This window comes from Dyadobacter diqingensis (assembly GCF_024220585.1).
GTDB classification, from domain to species: Bacteria; Bacteroidota; Bacteroidia; order Cytophagales; family Spirosomataceae; genus Dyadobacter; species Dyadobacter diqingensis.
In genome coordinates this window covers 41,542-60,068 of record NZ_JAMXKF010000008.1, presented here as the reverse complement: position 1 = coordinate 60,068, position 18,527 = coordinate 41,542, and the positions used below count along the sequence as shown (strand labels likewise).

Here is an 18,527-nt window from a genome sequence, read left to right as displayed (position 1 = left end):
ATTTTTTTATATTGGGCACCGTTAAAATCGTACAGGTTTATAAGCCGGAAAATCTATTCGGAACGGTTTATTTTTAAATTTTATAATGCTAACACAATGAATAACTACATCGAAAAAAATCGCGATAAATTTCTGAATGAACTGCTGGATCTTATCAGAATTCCTTCGGTTAGTGCCGATTCCAAATTCAAAAATGATATGCGCCGTGCAGCAGAATTTGTACGCGACCGTATTTCCGAAGCAGGAGCCGACAGAGTTGAAATTTACGAAACGCCAGGGCATCCGATTGTTTACGGGGAAAAGTTAATAGATTCTTCCTTACCCACAGTTCTGGTTTACGGGCATTACGATGTACAGCCTGCGGACCCTTATGAGCTTTGGGATTCGCCTCCTTTTGAGCCGGTCATTAAAAACGAGCGCATTTATGCACGTGGAGCTTGCGATGACAAAGGCCAGTTTTACATGCACATCAAGGCATTTGAAACCATGCTTGCTACGGATTCTTTGACCTGTAATGTCAAAATGATGATTGAAGGAGAGGAAGAGGTAGGATCTTCGCATCTGGAAACATTTGTGAAAGAAAACCGGGATATGCTGAAATGCGACACGATCCTGATTTCAGATACCAGTATGATTGCCAACGACGTGCCGTCCATCGAAACCGGACTACGCGGACTTACTTATCTGGAAGTGGAAGTTACGGGAGCCAACCGCGACTTACATTCGGGTGTTTACGGTGGAGGTGTTGCTAATCCGATCAACGTTTTGTGCGAAATGATCGCGTCACTTAAAGATGAAAACGGACATATTACCATTCCGGGATTCTATGATAACGTGCAGGACCTAACGCAGACTGAAAGAGACGCTTTAAATGCGGCGCCGTTTGATCTTGACGAGTACAAAAAAGACCTTCAGATTGACGATGTCGCCGGAGAAAAAGGCTACTCAACGATAGAACGTACCTCTGTCCGCCCTACACTCGACGTAAACGGTATCTGGGGAGGTTATATCGGCGAGGGAGCTAAAACTGTTTTACCGTCCAAAGCGAATGCCAAAATATCCATGCGTCTCGTTCCCAACCAGACGGATCTGGAAATTTGTGATCTTTTCACAAAACATTTCAAATCGATAGCGCCCGCTTCGGTGAAAGTAAAAGTGGTGCCTCACCACGGCGGCTTGCCTTATGTGACACCAACGGATTCACTGGAGTACAAGGCTGCTGAACTGGCTATGGAAGAATCCTTTGGTAAAAAACCAATACCAACCCGTGGCGGTGGAAGTATCCCGATCGTGGCTTTATTCGAGCAGGAACTGGGCAGAAAGAGTATTTTAATGGGCTTCGGCCTGGATCTGGACGGACTTCACGGTCCCAACGAAAGTTATGGTCTGTTCAATTACTACAAAGGCATTGAAACCATTCCTTTGTTCTTCAAGCATTATGCTGCCTTGAAAAAGGGAGAGTAGTTTTTTTATCCGTCCGACGGCAAAAAAGCCGTCGGACGGAGCGGCCCGTCGGATGGTTTTTTGACCATCCGACGGGTATAAAAATGATTATTTTCGTCTGTTCCTCCGCTCTTCGCGTTTCAGTTTTTTCAGACTGTCGATGTGTTTTTTAGCCTCCTTATCCTGACTGGAATTACGGTCGGCCTTGTCGTCCGCAAGTTTATAATAACTAAGCGCCTCGTCATAGTTCTTCTGCATTTCAGCGATTTTCCCCAGCCCTAAAAGTGACGACACATAATAACCGGCGTTTAAAGAATTTGTTTGTGTCGAAAAATCAACCGCCTTTTTGAAGTACTGGCTTGCCAGATCATAATTCCGGTAATACTGCAAGTTATAAAACCCTAAAACATAGGCCGCGTTTCGGCCGCTCACACCTTCATAACCCGGCATTCCCTGACTTATCTTATCAAGAATATTCTGAGCAGCTTTCTCGGCTTCCGCAGTTTTACCCGTCACAAATGCCGTGCGGCAAAAATACCGTTCAAAATAGGGATTGTTTGGAAAGGTCTGCCACATGTACTTCGCCATTTCGTACGCTTTTCCATATTCGTTTTCCATACTGTAAATCTGAAGGAGGAAATACCGGGCCTCCACACGCGTGTAAAAGGCATTATTTCCTACTTTTTCCAATTGCTGTTCCCCGAGTTTTTTATTCCCTTTTGGAAAAAAAGCCAGAATCGGTTTCAGCAGCGGATATTCACTGGGTACCCATTGCGCGTAATAGTTATAGATTCCGTCCCCGAAAAGCAGCTCGGGCGATAAGTCTCCGTTGCCCTTGCAGACTTCCAGGTATTTTAATGCATTTTTTCCCGCAAAAGTGGCTTTCGTCCACATTTTACGTTCCGAATAAAGACGTCCCTTGAAGGCATAGGCGGCCGCTAGGAAAAATGCAGGCTCGATTTTATTTTTTTCGTCCTCATAAAGCACCTCCGCCAGGGTAATGGTAGAGTCCATATGGGCCAGAAATCTCTTGTCGTAAGTTTCAATATCCGTGTTTGGCACAATTTTCCACCATTCCGCCAGACCCATCAAAAAATGGGGCATCGGATGTTTTGGATAGCGGTATTGCAGCCAACGGAACTCCGCATCGGCCTCAGCAAATCTGTAATTATACAGCATATTGATGGCCTCTGTCGCTTCAATCTGGACCCCCGGATTCTTAAGAACCATATCATAATTCTTATCCAGTTCGGCCGAGGAGTACAACTGAGCAACAGCAGAATTGATTGAAAGAAATATAACAAGACCTAAAGCAATAGGTTTAACCAGCACTTTTTTCATAATTAAGGTTAAAATCTGTAAATATTAACGTTGGATTTATATTTTACGTTTGCGGGCAAGTGTGTTTTTGAAAAAAGAGTTAATATTACCGATTAAGAAATTTCCATATGATTACGATTCACGACAAAACATTTTCTCCGTTCATCTCCCGGGACCTCATTGAAAGCCGGATTGCAGAACTTTCCACTCAGATTAATACCGACTACGAAGGACGGAATCCGCTATTCCTTGTGGTACTGAATGGTGCCTTTCTTTTCGCCTCCGAACTTGTCAAAAACATCCCGCTGACCTGTGAAATAACGTTTGTAAGGTTATCTTCCTACGCTCAAACGGAATCTACCGGAAAGGTACGGCAAATCATTGGTTTGGAAGAAAAGCTTACGGATCGTGATGTGATTATTATTGAAGATATCGTGGATACCGGACTCACCATGCATCAGTTACTGCAACAAATTCAGGCACTTGCGCCCCGAACGGTAGAAATTGCTACGCTGCTTCATAAACCGGAAGCCATAAAAAAAGCGGTTGATCTTCGTTATGTTGGTTTCGAAATCCCGAATCGTTTCGTTGTTGGTTATGGACTCGATTATGATGGTGCCGGCCGTAACCTCGACGCCCTGTACGTTCTGCCTGAATAAATAACATACTGCAAAATTACTGAATTGTATCATTTCAGGAAAATTTTAAATCGATTTGTGTTAATTCTGATCGAATTTCATCAAATTGAATTATTATATTCCAACAAACGATAAGCCATTATTAAGATGCGAATTCAGTTTTTTGGTGCCGCGCGCACCGTTACAGGCAGCAAGCATTTGATTACTACTGAAAAAGGAACCAAGATTTTACTGGACTGTGGTTTATTCCAGGGTATCCAAACCGATGAATTTAATCAGGACTTTGGTTTTAAGCCCGCTCAGGTAAATTATCTGGTACTTTCTCACGCCCATATTGATCATTCAGGATTAATTCCCCGACTTGTAAAAAAGGGTTTTACCGGCCCCATTTATTGTACCGCCGCCACAGCAGACCTTTGCCGTATTATGCTGCTGGACAGTGCGCATATTCAGGAAAAAGATCTGGAAAGGATTAATCACCGTCGCCAGAAACAGGGAAGGCCTTTATTGGAAGAGTTATATAACGGAGAGGATGCCGAAAAAGCACTTAGTCTGCTGCATCCCGTACAATATGGCCAAACCTTTTACCTGGGCCCTGACAATGAGGTATCCGTGTTTTTCACCGATGCAGCACACATTCTGGGCAGCGCCGCCGTGCATTTGAACATTCCAGATCAGGGAACTTTTAAACAGCTCACATTCACCGGCGATATTGGCCGTCCGGAAGACAATATCCTGAGAAAACCTGATACTTTTCCGCAGGCAGATATCATCATTTGCGAGTCGACCTATGGCGACAGGCTGCATCAAAAGGAGGTTGATATGCAGGAGCACTTGCTGCGTGTGGTGCAGGAAACCTGTGTAAAACGCCGAGGGAAAGTCATTATCCCGGCCTTTGCTGTTGACCGTACCCAGGAGCTGATCTATGCGCTGGACCAGCTTTCGAGCTCCGGAAAACTCCCGCGCATTGATGTTTACATTGACAGTCCGTTGGCGATCCGGGCGACAAAGATCATGAAGGAACATGAGGAATGTTTTAACCCGGCCATTCTCGACTACATCGAAAAAGACGGTGACGCCTTTGCATTTCCAAACCTCCACTATATTTCCGACGTGACAGAATCCATCGCCCTGAATGATAAAAAGGAGCCTTGTATCATCATCTCGGCATCGGGTATGGCAGAGGCAGGGCGTATCAAACATCATATCAAAAACAATATCGGTGACGCTAATTCAACGATTCTGCTGGTCGGTTATGCCTCTCCGAACACGCTCGCCGGTGCGTTGAAACGTGGCGATACTGAAGTAAATATTTTCGGCGAAATGTTTCCCGTCAGAACCCGGATCGAGGTAATGGATTCCTTTTCCGCACACGGCGATTACAATGAAATGATCCAGTTTTTATCCTGCCAGAATCCGGCTCATGTCAAGAAAGTATTCCTTGTCCATGGTGAGTACGAAACGCAGGTGGCCTTTAAAATTAAGCTTGAAAAAGAAGGTTATAAAAATATCCACATCCCGACTTTATACGAAAGCGTCGAAGTATAATCAGGATACGCAGGGGATACATAAGAAAAGGGAGCTTCGTTGTCCGAAGCTCCCTTTTTACCTTTACAAGGTCAGCTGGTTTTTAGCTTGAAGTTTTATTCAGCCTTATTATTTTGTTTCTGAGAATCATTGTTTGTCTGTCAGCCGGAGATTTATCGATCCATTCCATAATGAAAAAGGGAACGGAAAGCACAGCTGTGAGTACCAGCGCCAGCAACATCACAAAGGCAAACCATACCTTTGCAAGGAAATATATTATCTTATTTATGTATGTCATGACTATCGAGTTTTGTGATAAAACATTAAATATTTAAAAGAACTGTACCAGATAGAAAGGTGCCATATTTTTCTAAGTTATTTATTGTCAATCTTAACCCAACATCATAACGAACAGACGGCCTACTTATTTTCCCGAATCCGTTTTACAATTTTCACCGCCGACATAATGATAATAGCAAAGGCGATCAGCCCTAAAACGCCCCAGATCCAGTCCACCGAGTTTTTCAGCACGACCAGAAATACAATCGAAAAAAGGAAAATGGTCGCCACTTCATTCCATAACCTGAGCTGCGTGGACGAGAAACGGAAATGTCCTTTTTGTATTTCCAGGATTAACTTCCGTGTGAAAAAATGATAGCCGATAAGCCCCAGAACAAATGTCAGTTTCATATGCATCCAGCCCTGGCTGAGCCAGCCCGGCGTTAGATAGATCATCGTTCCACCGGTAATCAACGTCATCCACATGGCAGGGACCATGATCGCGTTCCAGAGAAGTTTCTCCATTTTTATAAATTCTGCACTCAGGATTTCCTTCGCCGCTTCAAGTTTACCCTGTGCTTCGGTGTGGTAAACGAGCAGTCTGGGCATGTAAAAAAGTCCAGCAAACCAGCTTACGACGAAAATGATATGGAGTGCTTTAAAGTGTAAATAGGTCATTACGAATAAGTAACATGAATAAAGAAAAACTTGCAGACAAACGGCTTCCGGTATTTAACATGATTTGTGAACGGAATGATCCGCCACCGATGTTTCCATCGTATATTTATTTGCTAAAACGGTAAAAAACGCTTGCTTAAAGCCCGTTTTGGATCAGTCGACACGCAAAGTTACACCGTAAACTTTCTGCTGTAAATAACTGTTAAACGAACACAGGTTTAAAATTAACTATATACTTTCGATGAAACCAATCATCCCGATTTTCACGTTCGTATTCATGTGCTGTATGGTTCTCATATCTTGCGCACAATCCGATAAAAAACAAAAGAAAAAAATGAGTAATGAAACATCCGTATCGACGCCAATCGATACTGCTAACACGCAAATTGCTACATTCGGAACAGGGTGTTTCTGGTGTTCGGAAGCTTTATTCGAGACGCTGGATGGTGTAAAAGATGTAGTATCCGGTTATTCCGGAGGGCACGTTGCAGAACCTACCTACAAGGAAGTTTGTGAGGGTACAACGGGCCATGCAGAATGCATACAAGTTACGTACGACCCGAAAAAAATTACTTACACAGCCCTCCTGGAAGCGTTTTTCCGGGGACATGATCCTACATCCCTGAATCGTCAGGGAAACGACATCGGCACCCAGTACCGCTCTGTGATTTTCTATCATAACGATGAGCAGAAAAAACTGGCCGAAGAAGCAAAAAAAGAACTGGATAAATCCGGCGCTTATGCAAAGCCTATTGTAACTGAAATTACAAAGGCTCCGAAGTTTTACAGCGCCGAGGACTACCACCAGGACTACTTTGCGAAAAACCCGGATCAGGGTTACTGTGCATTCGTAATAGCACCTAAGCTTGACAAATTCCGTAAGGTTTTTCACGACAAGCTCAAAAAGAACATTTGACGATGGAAAACCGGAAGCAAGCGTAAAAAGCCTTTCATCATTGTAATTTTCCGTATAATAAGTATCAATGGCACAAGTTTTGAAGCAAAAAAATAATCGCTTTAATTTGTGCCATTATTATTTTACTTAATCATTCTATCAAAATGAAAAACATTCTATCAACGCTAATCGTTATTGCCGTTTTGGGAATTACTTCTCAATCAGCTTTTGCGCAATTTGAAAAAGGAGATAAATTATTGAATGCAGGGATCAACCTTGGTGGTACTTATGGCGGAGGCGGTGTTGGTGTCGGAGCATCTTATGAAGCAGGTATTCACGACTTCATCAGTGTAGGTGGACAAGCTGACTTTACAACCTGGAATTATGGCTTTGTTGGCTATAAGTGGAAATATAATTTCTTCACAATTGCAGCAAGGGGCTCATACCATTACGGAAAGCACTTCCTTAAAATGGACAACCTTGACCTTTACGCAGGACCTGCCATAGGATATCGCGTTTCTTCATTCAGTGATCCTGATGGTTATTCAGGATTATATGATGACGGCTATGGTAGCGGTGTATTCTTCGGCGTTTTTGCTGGTGCCCGTTATTATTTCAAACCTAAAATGGGTGTTTTTGCAGAAGTTGGTTACAATGCTTCTCCATTCAAGGCTGGAATTGCTTTCAAATTCTAAGATATTACACTTCATTAAAAAAGCGGTGCAAGAGACTCTTGCACCGCTTTTTTATGATTTATGGGTTATTAAAACGCCAGTTTCAACGATAGGTATCCTGTATTTGTCTGTGGATTAAACCCCGGACTCAACCGCAATGATAACGGCTGGTTCCTTCTGCGAAGCTCGTTCTGGACTTCTACTGCTCTTTTAGTATAACTCTTGTGTTTAACAAAACCGACGATTGTCAGGGGAATTCCTCCGCCCAGACCAAATAAAAAAAGCAATGCTCCTGCGGCAGCGTCGTCATTCGATACATACGTTCCTGTACCTGTGTTGTAATAATTATCAGCGCTCGAAATAATGGCGGCTCCCACCACAGTAAACAATAATCCGGCAGAGGCTCCGATAAAACCCAGTTTTCTGTAAGATCTGGCTTTTTTAACATAGAGCTTATAATTCGACCGGAGCTGATCAGAATCACGGCCAGAAAGTCTTCCACCCGAGTTATAGTATGTTTTGGGCTGTTCCTGTTTATAAATAACCGGGGGCGGCACACTACCCGGAGCAAAATACTCATCGGTCGGTTTATCGAAATTTTCCACCTCACCGTTTCCGTATAAAATGGAAGTAACGTCTGTTTTGTTTAGTGTAAAAACCGGTCCGTCCGGGTCGCTTACTTTTTTATATCGGATCGTATTCGCATCAATTTCCTGGATAACCACCTCAATCTTTTCATTATCCTTTTTCACAATCACGTCATTCTTTCGAACCGTTTGTGCTGTTAATGAACCTGTTAATGTTGCAAAAAAGAAACAAAACAGGAAGAATATCCTGGATGCGAATAAAATTGATCTCATAAAGAAGTGTGACTTAGATAAGAAATGGCTAATATTTTAAACTCCGAACTTGTTCAGCTGCTTTACAAGTACCTCAAAATCTTTTGGATAAGGTGCTTCAATTTTCACCGGATCGCCGTTCATCAATGCAAAAGAAAGAGAAAATGCATGCAATGCTACCCGTTGGATAAGTGGCTGCTCTTCCGTTTCCTTTTTAAGGTTAAACTTACGTTTCAGGCTCGAAAGGAAAATCGGCTCACCGCCATACTGCGGATCGCAAACGATGGGCGCCTTCAGGCATGAAAGGTGGATACGGATCTGATGCATACGCCCGGTAATGGGGATACATTCCACAAGTGTGTAACCGCGAAACACTTTTAGCGTATTAAAAATGGTTTCGGCCACTTTTCCCTCAGCCCGGTCAATTTTTACTGCCGTTCCGTTTTTTAATGCCAAAATGGGCAAATAAACAGAAATGCTGTCGAGGTCATGGATGCCATTCGTTACAGCGTGATACCGTTTGGTAACTTCCCTGTGTTCAAACTGCATGGCCAAATGACGATAAGCCGCCGGATTTTTTGCAAAAGCCAGCACGCCGGAAGTCTCTTTATCGAGCCTGTGTGCTGCCTGTAACTCCGGATTGTATTCTTTGGCAAGGCGTAAAACACTGCCTCCACGGTCGGCAGTACGTTCATCCAGTGTCGCCAGATGCGGCGGTTTATTAACGAGTAAAAAATCCTCGTCTTCAAATAAAATTAAGTCTGCGAAATTGATTTTCATAAAGGTATTAACTAAAAATAATCCGAATAAATTACAACGACGCAGTAATTCATTCGGATTTCACTTTGATTCTTGTATTGTTCGTGTTATAAATTCTTTGAAATCAGACAGCACGTACTATCTTTTTCTATATACTTCTTTCCTGTCTGCGACTTTTATTATATTGACAATCAGCTTTAAATCTTCAATTTGATATATTACTCTGTAATTGCCAACCCTGACTCGATACGAATTGGATGAGCTTTGCAGCTTTTTAACGCCACTTGGTCTCGGTTCAATAGCCAGTTCATCAATTTTTGAAATTATTTTAAGCCTGGATACTTTGGGAACTTCCTCCAATTCTTTTAGTGCTGACCTTCCGATGATAATTTTATACATATCATCAGTCCTTCTCCATCAATCCTGCTTTAACTTCACTCCAGTCAAATGATGGCTCATCTCTCCTCAATTCAACAGCGATTTCATCTTCAATTTCTTCAAGAATTTCAGTTAAGCCATCGCGGTCTTTGAGCAAGGTAAAGTCAATTACTACTGCCTTCTTATGGCCTGCATCATCTGTTAAATAGCTGATTCCTTCCATCTTAATTCCTTTCTTTTTCCGAAAGTTAATAAAATTATATCAAATGACATTTGCCCTTACACCAAATGCCCAACCTTCGTAGGATTTGGATTGATCGTATCAGACTCCACCAAACCGTCGCGTAACCTGATGATCCGGTGGGCATAATGGGCGATATCCTCTTCGTGCGTTACCATTACAATCGTATTGCCTTTGCTATACAACTGATCGAACAGGTCCATAATCTCATAAGATGTTTTGGAATCCAAATTTCCCGTTGGTTCATCCGCAAGCAGAATACTCGGGTCATTGACAAGCGCACGCGCAATGGCTACACGTTGGCGTTGTCCCCCGGAAAGCTCATTGGGCTTATGTCCGGCCCGGTTTTCCAGCCCCACATTTCGAAGCGACATCATCGCTTTTTCCGTACGATCGGCTTTGCTTAAACCCGCATAAATTAGCGGCAATGCCACATTGTCCAGCGAAGACATACGGGGCAAAAGATTAAAAGTCTGGAACACAAAGCCGATTTCCTTGTTACGTATTTCTGCGAGCTCACTTTCCGACATATCGCTGACGTCCTTATTGTTCAGGATATATTTGCCGGTGCTGGGCGTATCCAGACAGCCGATTATATTCATCAAAGTAGACTTCCCCGAACCCGAAGGCCCCATAAACGCCACGTATTCTCCTTTACTCACAGAAATAGTTACCGATTTAAGTGCCTGGATAATCTCGCTGCCCATCACATAGCGCTTGGAGATATCGGTCGTTTCAATGATTTTCATAATGAACAATTATTGTTTGATAGGAAGTTTTCTATAATCAGGATGCTGCCGCGATTTTCCAGAAATAACCATAAATAAAAAGCCCTGCTAAAACGAGTGCCGGAGAAATATTCTGTATTTCTATATCCCCTTCATTTTTCCAGCTGCTTCTCTTCACATATTGAACAAAATCATCTCCGTTTCCCAGCTGCCATTTTTTCCTCATCCATGAATCAAATTTCCACCCGTACGTTTGATTTTCATAGGTTATCACAGCGGTGCTTTTCCAGATATTGAACGTTATGAGCCCCAGCTCTTTTGTGCCTTCAATGTCCAGAATCTGTGTGGTACGTTTCCAGAATCCGTTGGTTTTAAACCGAACCATATGACCGTTTAATTCACCGTAGGCGTCGTCTTTCCAAAAACTGCGCTTCAATATTCCGGCAATCAGTTTTCCACGGAATATCCGGGTTTCCTGGCCGCTCATTGATGATGTCCATTGTAATGTCATAGGATTTTTCCGGATTTTGAACAACGCTGATTGTAAAGCGTCTTAAAATTACTTCACAAAAGGTTAGACAGCATCTTTCAAATGCTAAAATAAAAAATCAATGAAACTCCGCCCGTTGTTTTTCGATGAGAGCACGCATAGGCTGATAGCGCGTAACAAAAGCCTGATAATCGGCAGGAGAGGATAATTCCCTGACCTGCGCTTCGCCTTCATCCGCCTGACCAGTGAGGCCCTGTTGTAAGCTTAAAATGGTATACTGCTGCCATAACAACGGAGCGCGGTCATTAAATTTCATGGCATCCAGGACAATTTTGTAAGCCTTCGAAACCTGCTTCTTTTGTCCGTAATAACTGGCAGCCGCCGCTACAATTTTGGCGTCAAAGGGATTGGCATGGATCGCCGCGTCGAAATTTTTGTCGGAAGGTATTTTCTGCGCTGTCGCAAAAAGCGAATCCGCTCTGGTTTGCGGCGGTTTGATGGTCATCAAAGAGCCTTGTAATTTTTGCAGCGCCGGATTCGGTTCTTTTTCCTGCATTCTCTGAAGCAATAGCCCGCCAATAGCCTGCTGACCTGAAAGTGCATAGCCAACAGCTTGTCCGAGTATCCCTTCCACACCGTCGACATTCGCCAGATGCTGAATCGCCAGGTCATATAAACCAACCTGCAACAACCAGTGGCCAAGTACCTTATGATACATTTTACTTTTCTCGCCCCCTTGCTCTGCCCAAACCGACAGCGTTTCAATGGCTTTCAACTTATTCCCGCTGTAAAATTCAGGATAAAGCGCACCCAGCGACAGATCCTCCGAAAGCAACGGATTTTTATTTGCCAGTTTTGGTAAAAACGTAGCCGGCAAACTATCTGCACTCGCCTGATTTCGCGCATAATTCAACAAATAGGCCAGGCTGGAAACACTCAGAACAGAATCCGGATTAATCGCGTCATCCTTAAAGAATTGCTTAGGAAATTTCTGACGCAGGTTTTGAACGGCCAGCCAGTTTGCCTGCCAGGAAAGATATTTTTGCGCATTACTGTTATTGGCCAGGGAATCCAGCAACCCTGCATCGGTGCTCCGTGCCCAGATTGCCAGTAAATTCGTTGCCGGCACTTCTGATCTTTTTATATTTTTTTCAGCTTTGTCGAGATAAAAATGTGCCGAATCCGCTACGTTCGTTTTGGCATAGAGCATGCCCAGGTTATTTAACAATTCTCCGCTTTCCGGAAAAGCCCTAAGACCCTCCTGCAAACTAAAAACAGCATCAAAAAACAGACTTTCCTGCATCAATACACCCGTAAGACCTGCATATGCCTGCGGAGAAGGGTTTTTCAATAAAGCCTGACGGAAATAATAGGCCGCTGCCACCTTATCGCCCTGCCGCAAGGCAAGTGAAGCCAACGCGTAGTTAGACTTATGATTCTGAAATTCCTGCTGCAACGCCATTTTATAATACTGCTCCGCAAGAGGATATTCACCCGTGTTGGAATATAAATCACCCAACCCGTTGAAATATCCCGCCACACCCTGATAAACGGGGAGCAGCCGCTGCATCGAGAATAGTACCACCACTCCCGCGAAACCAAACAGACGGGTCTGTGTTAATCCAAAACGCATGGGTTTATATAATACCTTATGAACAGCCAGCCCTTGTTTGAATACGGCGTAAAAGTTTACGATAATATAAAAAAGAAAAACGATGCTCATGGCCAGCTGTCCGTTCACCACAACATCTTCCAAAACTTCCAGCAAAGGATCATTGGCCGTCCCTGCGGCGTATGCAGTAAAAGCGGCTGTAACAATAAAAAGGCCTATATATAACCAAAAACCGGTTGTGCGAAAGGATATTAATCCATTGGTAGAATCCGTTCTTTTCTTAAAACCCCAGAGACCTAACACCCCGGCGGCAATGGCAAGATATACCGGACTCAATAAAGTAAGGTCCCAATCGATCTGACGTGTGTTTTTCAGGTAGAGCAGGAGCAGGGACAACAGATAAAGAATGCTGATCACCAGAAAATTGGTCAGACCCGATTTGCCATTTTTACTTTCTCCGCTCGTACTAAGCCATACCAGCGCCGCAACAATTTCCGTTGCCGATACCAGCAAAAATATAATCGAGATCAGCATCCAGACTGGCAGGGAATAAGATGCTGCCGTTAGCGCAGGGAAGGCAACCGGCGACACAAAAGCAATCAGGATCAACAAAAAAACTGAAACTCCCAAAAGTCCAAGAATCCGCGTGCCGATTCCAAGGTCGGGGCGGAACGCATGGAAATAATAGCTGAGACCCGTAAATAATGTTACGGTTATAATAAACAAAACCCGGCTTCCTTCGCCAAACACACCCAGCGTTTCGAGCCTTGCAGAAGCGAGCAGAAGAATAAATACAACCATTCCGGCCAAATACCAGAAACGCGGCATGGTCGTTAAGGCCGCCAGAATAAAGGAAAGACCAATAATTACAAACCCCCAAAAGATTTTCAAGGTCAGAAAATCGGTTTCCATGGTGGAAGCGACAAACTGTTCAGTAACCAGATTGGAAGGAACAGAAATTCCATACTGCCACTGATCAAATTTCAGAACATCCACAACGGTGGAGATATCGGACAGTTCGCTGAGTACGTCCCAGCGGATCACATTGGCAAGGGGATCAATGCCTTTCAGAACGAAAAAGAGTATTGATAATATTATAATGACGAAAGCAGCAATTGTAATTCTGCGTTCAGACGAAGACCATACTTTCCAAAAAAAAAGTTCTTTCATAAATGTTTTTTAGCCCGATACTGAAAGTTACCAACGCCTGCCTGCCACAATTTGATATAATGTTTCAAATCGAACATCAGCTATCAGATGATTTCTACGAGATCGGTATTTTGAAGCAGGTCTAATGCCTGGGTTAAGTTAAATTAGGAGGTATATGTTGCATCAAGGATGATCATCAAGCTGCTTGTAAAACAGGATGATTCAGTTTCACAGCCGCATAGAGAAGACAAGCGGTGATATATTCCGGAACCAAATCAGGTAATTCCTCAGCAACAATCTGTTCCGGCGTTAATCCATTTGCCAATAACTCAATGACGTCTGTCACTCTTATACGCATATTACGAATACATGGTTTTCCTCCGCATTGATTCGGATTGAACGTGATCCGCTCTAAAAGCTGTGTATTCATTTATCAGAAGTATAAAGATTTATAACTCAAATTTAGCCGATTTTCATAACTTCATCAAATCCATTCCAAATCGCAATATGCTAATATTGAAATATTCGTGTATCGAAAAAATAAGTTCATATTGAAAAAAAAGTTCCTGGCACAACATTTTTTTAACCCGTTTCTGATAATTTCTATACTGTTTTAACTGATTTTGGGTGATTTTCTAAAAAATATCCAATAAATGAATCGTGACACTATTGGTACTGACCAAATTATCTCCTACTTTTGCGGTCTGAAAATAACCTCTCATAGACTATACTAAAATTCTTATAATGGCAAACGCGACAAACTTAGGAAAAATTACGCAGGTAATTGGTCCCGTTGTAGACGTATCATTTGAAGACAGCGAACGCATCCCGGCTATTCTTGATGCATTAGAGGTCATCAAATCAAACGGTCAAAAAGTAATCCTTGAGTGTCAGCAACACTTAGGCGAAGACAGAGTTCGTACTATTGCGATGGACAGTACCGAAGGTATGTTCCGCGGAATGGCTGTGAAACCTCTTGGTTCTCCGATCACAATCCCAACTGGTGAATCAATTAAAGGACGTTTGTTTAACGTAATTGGAGAGCCTATCGACGGTCTTAATCCAGTTGACGCTACTGACAAACGTATTTCAATTCACCGTGCTGCTCCAAAATATGAAGATTTGGCAACAGCTACTGAGGTACTTTTCACAGGTATCAAAGTTATCGACTTACTTGCTCCTTATGTAAAGGGGGGTAAAATCGGTTTGTTTGGTGGTGCCGGTGTTGGTAAAACGGTATTGATTCAGGAATTGATCAACAACATCGCAAAAGCATATGCTGGTCTTTCAGTATTCGCGGGTGTTGGAGAGCGTACTCGTGAAGGAAATGACTTGATGCGTGAGATGATCGAAGCTGGTATCATTAAATACGGTGACGATTTCAAACACAGCATGGAAGAAGGCGGATGGGATATTTCAAAAGTGGATTATGAAACTTTGAAAGACTCACAAGCTACTTTCGTGTTCGGACAAATGAACGAGCCTCCTGGAGCGCGTGCGCGTGTTGCCTTGACGGGTCTTACCGTTGCTGAATATTTCCGTGATGGAGATGGCGAAGGTCAGGGACGTGATATCCTTTTCTTTATTGACAATATCTTCCGTTTTACACAAGCAGGATCAGAAGTATCGGCCCTTTTGGGACGTATGCCTTCTGCGGTAGGTTACCAGCCAACACTTGCTACTGAAATGGGTCAGATGCAGGAGCGTATTACTTCCACAAAACGTGGTTCTATTACATCTGTACAGGCTGTTTATGTACCTGCGGATGACTTGACGGATCCGGCACCGGCGACGACATTTACTCACTTGGACGCAACAACTACGCTTTCCCGTAAAGTTGCTGAAAAAGGTATTTATCCTGCTGTGGATCCACTAGATTCAGTTTCCCGTATCCTGAACGCTGAAACATTGGGTGACGCTCACTACAACTGTGCTCAGCGTGTGAAAAACATCTTGCAACGTTATAAAGAATTGCAGGATATCATCGCGATCCTTGGTATGGAAGAATTATCTGATGAAGATAAACTTGTTGTATCACGTGCACGTCGTGTAGAACGTTTCTTGTCACAACCTTTCTTTGTGGCTGAACAGTTTACAGGTCTTAAAGGTGTATTGGTAGACATCAACGATACAATCAAAGGATTTAACCAGATCATGGATGGCGGATACGATCACCTTCCTGAAATGGCTTTCAACCTTGTTGGTACTATTGAAGATGCTCAGATCAAAGGTGAAAAAATGATGGCAGAAGCTGCTAACAGATAATCACAATATTGATTGACAGACTGATAGTGAGATATTTATATCAATACTAAAAGCTGATCGCTAACAGCCAAAAGCCAATTAAATATGCATTTAGATATCATTACCCCAGATAAAAAAGTATTTGCCGGAGAGGCAAATGCTGTTACTTTACCGGGTACCGACGGACAGTTTCAGGTTTTGAATAGTCATGCACCACTTGTGAGTTCTCTCAAACGTGGCGATGTGATTGTCGATATCAGTGGCGCCAAACAAACTTATACCATCGATGGTGGTGTGGTTGAGGTACTGAACAATAAAGTTTTGGTTTTGGCTGAGGCGATTTTGTAGGGTAAAATTATATTTTTTTGTAGGGTGCTGGCATTTTTGCCCGCACCCTATTTTTTTGCCCCTTCACAAAGACCCTTTGCCTGCAATTAGGCTGTGATTTCTCCAAGTTTCCGAAACTTTAACTATTTTCGGAGAAGCACTTTTCAGAACACTCCTATGCAGCAACCTTCTCCCAAAAAAGAACTTCTTAAAATCTTAGGCGTCGGCTTCGGAATTGCCGTAACAATCGGCGGAACAATCGGAACCGGCATACTCAGAAAACCAGGCCCGATTGCAGCGCAACTGGGAGAACCCTGGCTTATCATGACCGTCTGGATTGCTGTCAGTATTTATGCTTTTCTCGGCACATTATGCACCATTGAACTGGGGACATCAGTCCCGAAAGCAGGGGCCTGGTACGTGTATGCCCAGCGGGCCTTTGGAAATTATGCAGGATTTGTCGTCGGGATCAACAGCTGGCTCGGCACCTGCGCCGCATTGGGTTTCGGCGTGTATACCATGAGCGAATACATGGCACTTTTGATACCTTCACTGCTAGGATACGAAGCCTACATTGCAGCCTCAATTCTTTTAGTCCTGACCGGAATACACTGGATAGGACTCGCTTTGGCCAGTAATTTTCAGAACGTGATGAGTTTTCTGAAAGCAGTCGGCCTTTTCACCTTCGTCGCTGTTTGTTTTATTTATGGCAAAGAAATATCACCTGCTGATGCCAGCCTGACCACCAGTAAAATTATCCAGACAGGCAGTTTTATCGGGCCACTGATCTTTTCTCTTCAGGCGATATTTTACACTTATGACGGCTGGCACACGGCTGCCTATTTTACGGAAGAAGACAAAGACCCAAGCAAAAACCTTCCAAAATCGATGATTGGAGGTGTTTTGTTAATCATCGTCATCTACCTGTTATGCAATATGGCTATTTTGTACATTCTGCCCATGAATGAACTGGCCAATTCAAAGCTGGCCGCTGCCGATGCCATAAGGTTAATCTTTGGGGAAGGATCCGGTAAAATTGTGACGATTTTCCTGATGGTATCCATCCTTGGTATTGTTAACGCCCAGATGTTGTTTAACCCAAGAGTCCTGTATTCAATGAGCCGCGACGGACTTTTTATCAATGCAGGCACCTATGTCAACAAAGGTGGAACGCCCGCATTGGCGATGCCAATTACTGCCACAGTTGCTATTTTACTGATACTGGCAGGTAAGGAAGCCTGTGAAAAACTTTCTGATATTGCCACATTCTTTTTTGTACTGGGTTATACGTCCGGTTTTGCTTCGCTGCTTGCACTCCGGAAAAAAGAACCTCTTTTGCCCCGTCCCTGGAAAGTGCCCGCCTATCCTGTGCTACCGATTCTTATGTTGATTATCTCTCTGGCATTTTTGGTTTCGGCCATTTTCCAGGATATTTCCAGCAGTTGGTATGCGCTGTTATTTTTGGTTATCAGTTATCCGATCTTCCTGGTGGTACAGCGGTTGAACCGGTAAATTAATTAACTTCCGGTATCCTAAACAGTTCACACACTAACTCATTTATTATGTCAGGTACATTTTCACAGCTGTACGTCCAGGTGGTATTTGCAGTAAAAGGAAGAGAGAATTTAATACGACGGGAATACAGGGAAGGTTTGTATGAATATATCGCAGGTATTGTCAAAGGCAAGGGTCAAAAGCCGATTATTATAAACGGAGTGGGAGACCATGTGCATTTATTTGTCGGGGTGAAACCATCCATTTCCATTTCCGACCTTGTACGTGATGTTAAAAACAATTCGTCCAATTTTATTAATTCAAAGAAAATGGTCGCCGGAAAGTTTTCATGGCAGGAAGGTTTTGGTGCCTTTTCTTACGGTCAATCACAGGTTGAGTCTGTGTTTCAGTACATCAAAAATCAGGAAATCCACCACCAGAAAAGAACGTTCCGGGAAGAATATGTAGATAAACAAATTTCAAATCGGTTATGATGAAAAATATTTGTCTGACTGGATTGAATAACGGTTGAAAATTGGTTGCACAAGTTCTGTCACCCGTTCCGGGTTGTGGATCCGGGTGGTTGACATTTTTTCTATAATACTGTCATCCCTTCGGGATTGTCCAGGACAGAAGAAAAAAATGGAAACATCAAAACCGATGGAAACGGATTAATAACCGATGATGCACAATCTCGAAGGGATGTTAGTATTATAGAAAAAATGTCAAAAAACAGCCGGAGCAACCCCGAAGGGGTGACAGAAGAAATTACCCAAATATCATTACATAAATCAAAACCAGCCATCCACAAT

19 protein-coding genes and 1 pseudogene are annotated in these 18,527 nt (G+C 43.1%); 9 read left to right on the top strand and 11 right to left on the bottom strand.

Annotated elements, in window-relative coordinates; translation table 11 throughout:
• The first annotated feature begins 69 nt into the window (after positions 1-69).
• Entirely contained in the window at positions 70-1,464 is a 1,395-nt protein-coding gene (locus M1L62_RS20220) for a dipeptidase (RefSeq protein WP_310589994.1), read from the top strand.
• Between the two features lie 87 nt (positions 1,465-1,551).
• On the opposite strand, the gene M1L62_RS20215 is transcribed toward M1L62_RS20220, so the two are convergent.
• Positions 1,552-2,784, bottom strand: coding sequence for a tetratricopeptide repeat protein (locus M1L62_RS20215; protein ID WP_254561437.1), 1,233 nt, complete (start codon positions 2,782-2,784; stop codon positions 1,552-1,554).
• 107 nt (positions 2,785-2,891) lie between these two features.
• On the opposite strand from M1L62_RS20215, the gene hpt reads away from it, so the two are divergent.
• Positions 2,892-3,422, top strand: coding sequence for a hypoxanthine phosphoribosyltransferase (hpt, locus tag M1L62_RS20210; protein ID WP_254561436.1), 531 nt, complete (start codon positions 2,892-2,894; stop codon positions 3,420-3,422).
• A 126-nt stretch (positions 3,423-3,548) separates the two neighbouring features.
• Positions 3,549-4,949 carry an MBL fold metallo-hydrolase RNA specificity domain-containing protein gene (locus M1L62_RS20205; protein ID WP_254561435.1) on the top strand — a complete coding sequence of 467 codons (1,401 nt, stop codon included), beginning with the start codon at positions 3,549-3,551 and terminating at the stop codon, positions 4,947-4,949.
• Between the two features lie 82 nt (positions 4,950-5,031).
• Here M1L62_RS20205 and M1L62_RS20200 read toward each other — a convergent pair whose 3' ends face one another.
• The gene (locus M1L62_RS20200) at positions 5,032-5,226 is read right to left on the bottom strand and encodes a hypothetical protein (protein WP_254561434.1); all 195 of its coding nucleotides are present in this window, start codon (positions 5,224-5,226) and stop codon (positions 5,032-5,034) included.
• A gap of 122 nt (positions 5,227-5,348) precedes the next feature.
• Positions 5,349-5,885, bottom strand: a complete 537-nt coding sequence (locus tag M1L62_RS20195; protein ID WP_254561433.1) for a CopD family protein — start codon at positions 5,883-5,885, stop codon at positions 5,349-5,351.
• 334 nt (positions 5,886-6,219) lie between these two features.
• Between M1L62_RS20195 and msrA the strand changes: the two genes are divergently transcribed.
• Together msrA and M1L62_RS20185 are read left to right on the top strand one after the other, a co-directional pair.
• The gene (gene msrA, locus M1L62_RS20190) at positions 6,220-6,801 is read left to right on the top strand and encodes a peptide-methionine (S)-S-oxide reductase MsrA (protein ID WP_254561432.1); all 582 of its coding nucleotides are present in this window, start codon (positions 6,220-6,222) and stop codon (positions 6,799-6,801) included.
• Between the two features lie 143 nt (positions 6,802-6,944).
• Positions 6,945-7,475: a hypothetical protein gene (locus M1L62_RS20185; protein ID WP_254561431.1), complete on the top strand. Its 531-nt coding sequence runs from the start codon at positions 6,945-6,947 to the stop codon at positions 7,473-7,475.
• A 68-nt stretch (positions 7,476-7,543) separates the two neighbouring features.
• Here the strand turns inward: M1L62_RS20185 and M1L62_RS20180 are convergent, their stop codons facing one another.
• The 8 genes from M1L62_RS20180 to M1L62_RS20145 form a co-directional block, all read right to left on the bottom strand.
• Positions 7,544-8,314 carry a hypothetical protein gene (locus M1L62_RS20180; RefSeq protein WP_254561430.1) on the bottom strand — a complete coding sequence of 257 codons (771 nt, stop codon included), beginning with the start codon at positions 8,312-8,314 and terminating at the stop codon, positions 7,544-7,546.
• A gap of 36 nt (positions 8,315-8,350) precedes the next feature.
• Complete coding sequence (locus tag M1L62_RS20175) at positions 8,351-9,073, bottom strand: RluA family pseudouridine synthase (protein ID WP_254561429.1); 723 nt, start codon at positions 9,071-9,073, stop codon at positions 8,351-8,353.
• 117 nt (positions 9,074-9,190) lie between these two features.
• Entirely contained in the window at positions 9,191-9,451 is a 261-nt protein-coding gene (locus tag M1L62_RS20170; protein WP_254561428.1) for a type II toxin-antitoxin system RelE family toxin, read from the bottom strand.
• Positions 9,452-9,455: 4 nt separating this feature from the next.
• Positions 9,456-9,653: a hypothetical protein gene (locus M1L62_RS20165; protein ID WP_254561427.1), complete on the bottom strand. Its 198-nt coding sequence runs from the start codon at positions 9,651-9,653 to the stop codon at positions 9,456-9,458.
• 56 nt (positions 9,654-9,709) lie between these two features.
• Positions 9,710-10,420 carry an ABC transporter ATP-binding protein gene (locus M1L62_RS20160; protein ID WP_254561426.1) on the bottom strand — a complete coding sequence of 237 codons (711 nt, stop codon included), beginning with the start codon at positions 10,418-10,420 and terminating at the stop codon, positions 9,710-9,712.
• Between the two features lie 37 nt (positions 10,421-10,457).
• A complete protein-coding gene (locus tag M1L62_RS20155; RefSeq protein WP_254561425.1) occupies positions 10,458-10,910 on the bottom strand; it encodes a hypothetical protein in 453 nt (150 codons plus the stop codon).
• A gap of 97 nt (positions 10,911-11,007) precedes the next feature.
• A complete protein-coding gene (locus tag M1L62_RS20150; RefSeq protein WP_254561424.1) occupies positions 11,008-13,671 on the bottom strand; it encodes a hypothetical protein in 2,664 nt (887 codons plus the stop codon).
• A 175-nt stretch (positions 13,672-13,846) separates the two neighbouring features.
• On the bottom strand, positions 13,847-14,080 hold the full coding sequence (locus M1L62_RS20145; RefSeq protein WP_254561423.1) for a DUF433 domain-containing protein: 234 nt from the start codon (positions 14,078-14,080) through the stop codon (positions 13,847-13,849).
• Positions 14,081-14,394: 314 nt separating this feature from the next.
• Between M1L62_RS20145 and atpD the strand changes: the two genes are divergently transcribed.
• The 4 genes and pseudogenes from atpD (at position 14,395) to tnpA (ending at position 18,240) form a co-directional block, all read left to right on the top strand.
• Positions 14,395-15,915 (top strand): F0F1 ATP synthase subunit beta, encoded by a 1,521-nt coding sequence (atpD, locus tag M1L62_RS20140; RefSeq protein ID WP_254561422.1) that lies wholly within the window; start codon positions 14,395-14,397, stop codon positions 15,913-15,915.
• A gap of 84 nt (positions 15,916-15,999) precedes the next feature.
• A complete protein-coding gene (gene atpC, locus M1L62_RS20135) occupies positions 16,000-16,242 on the top strand; it encodes an ATP synthase F1 subunit epsilon (protein WP_254561421.1) in 243 nt (80 codons plus the stop codon).
• A gap of 156 nt (positions 16,243-16,398) precedes the next feature.
• A complete protein-coding gene (locus M1L62_RS20130; RefSeq protein WP_254561420.1) occupies positions 16,399-17,733 on the top strand; it encodes an APC family permease in 1,335 nt (444 codons plus the stop codon).
• 50 nt (positions 17,734-17,783) lie between these two features.
• A pseudogene (gene tnpA, locus M1L62_RS20125) lies at positions 17,784-18,240 on the top strand (IS200/IS605 family transposase).
• The last annotated feature ends 287 nt before the right edge of the window (positions 18,241-18,527 follow it).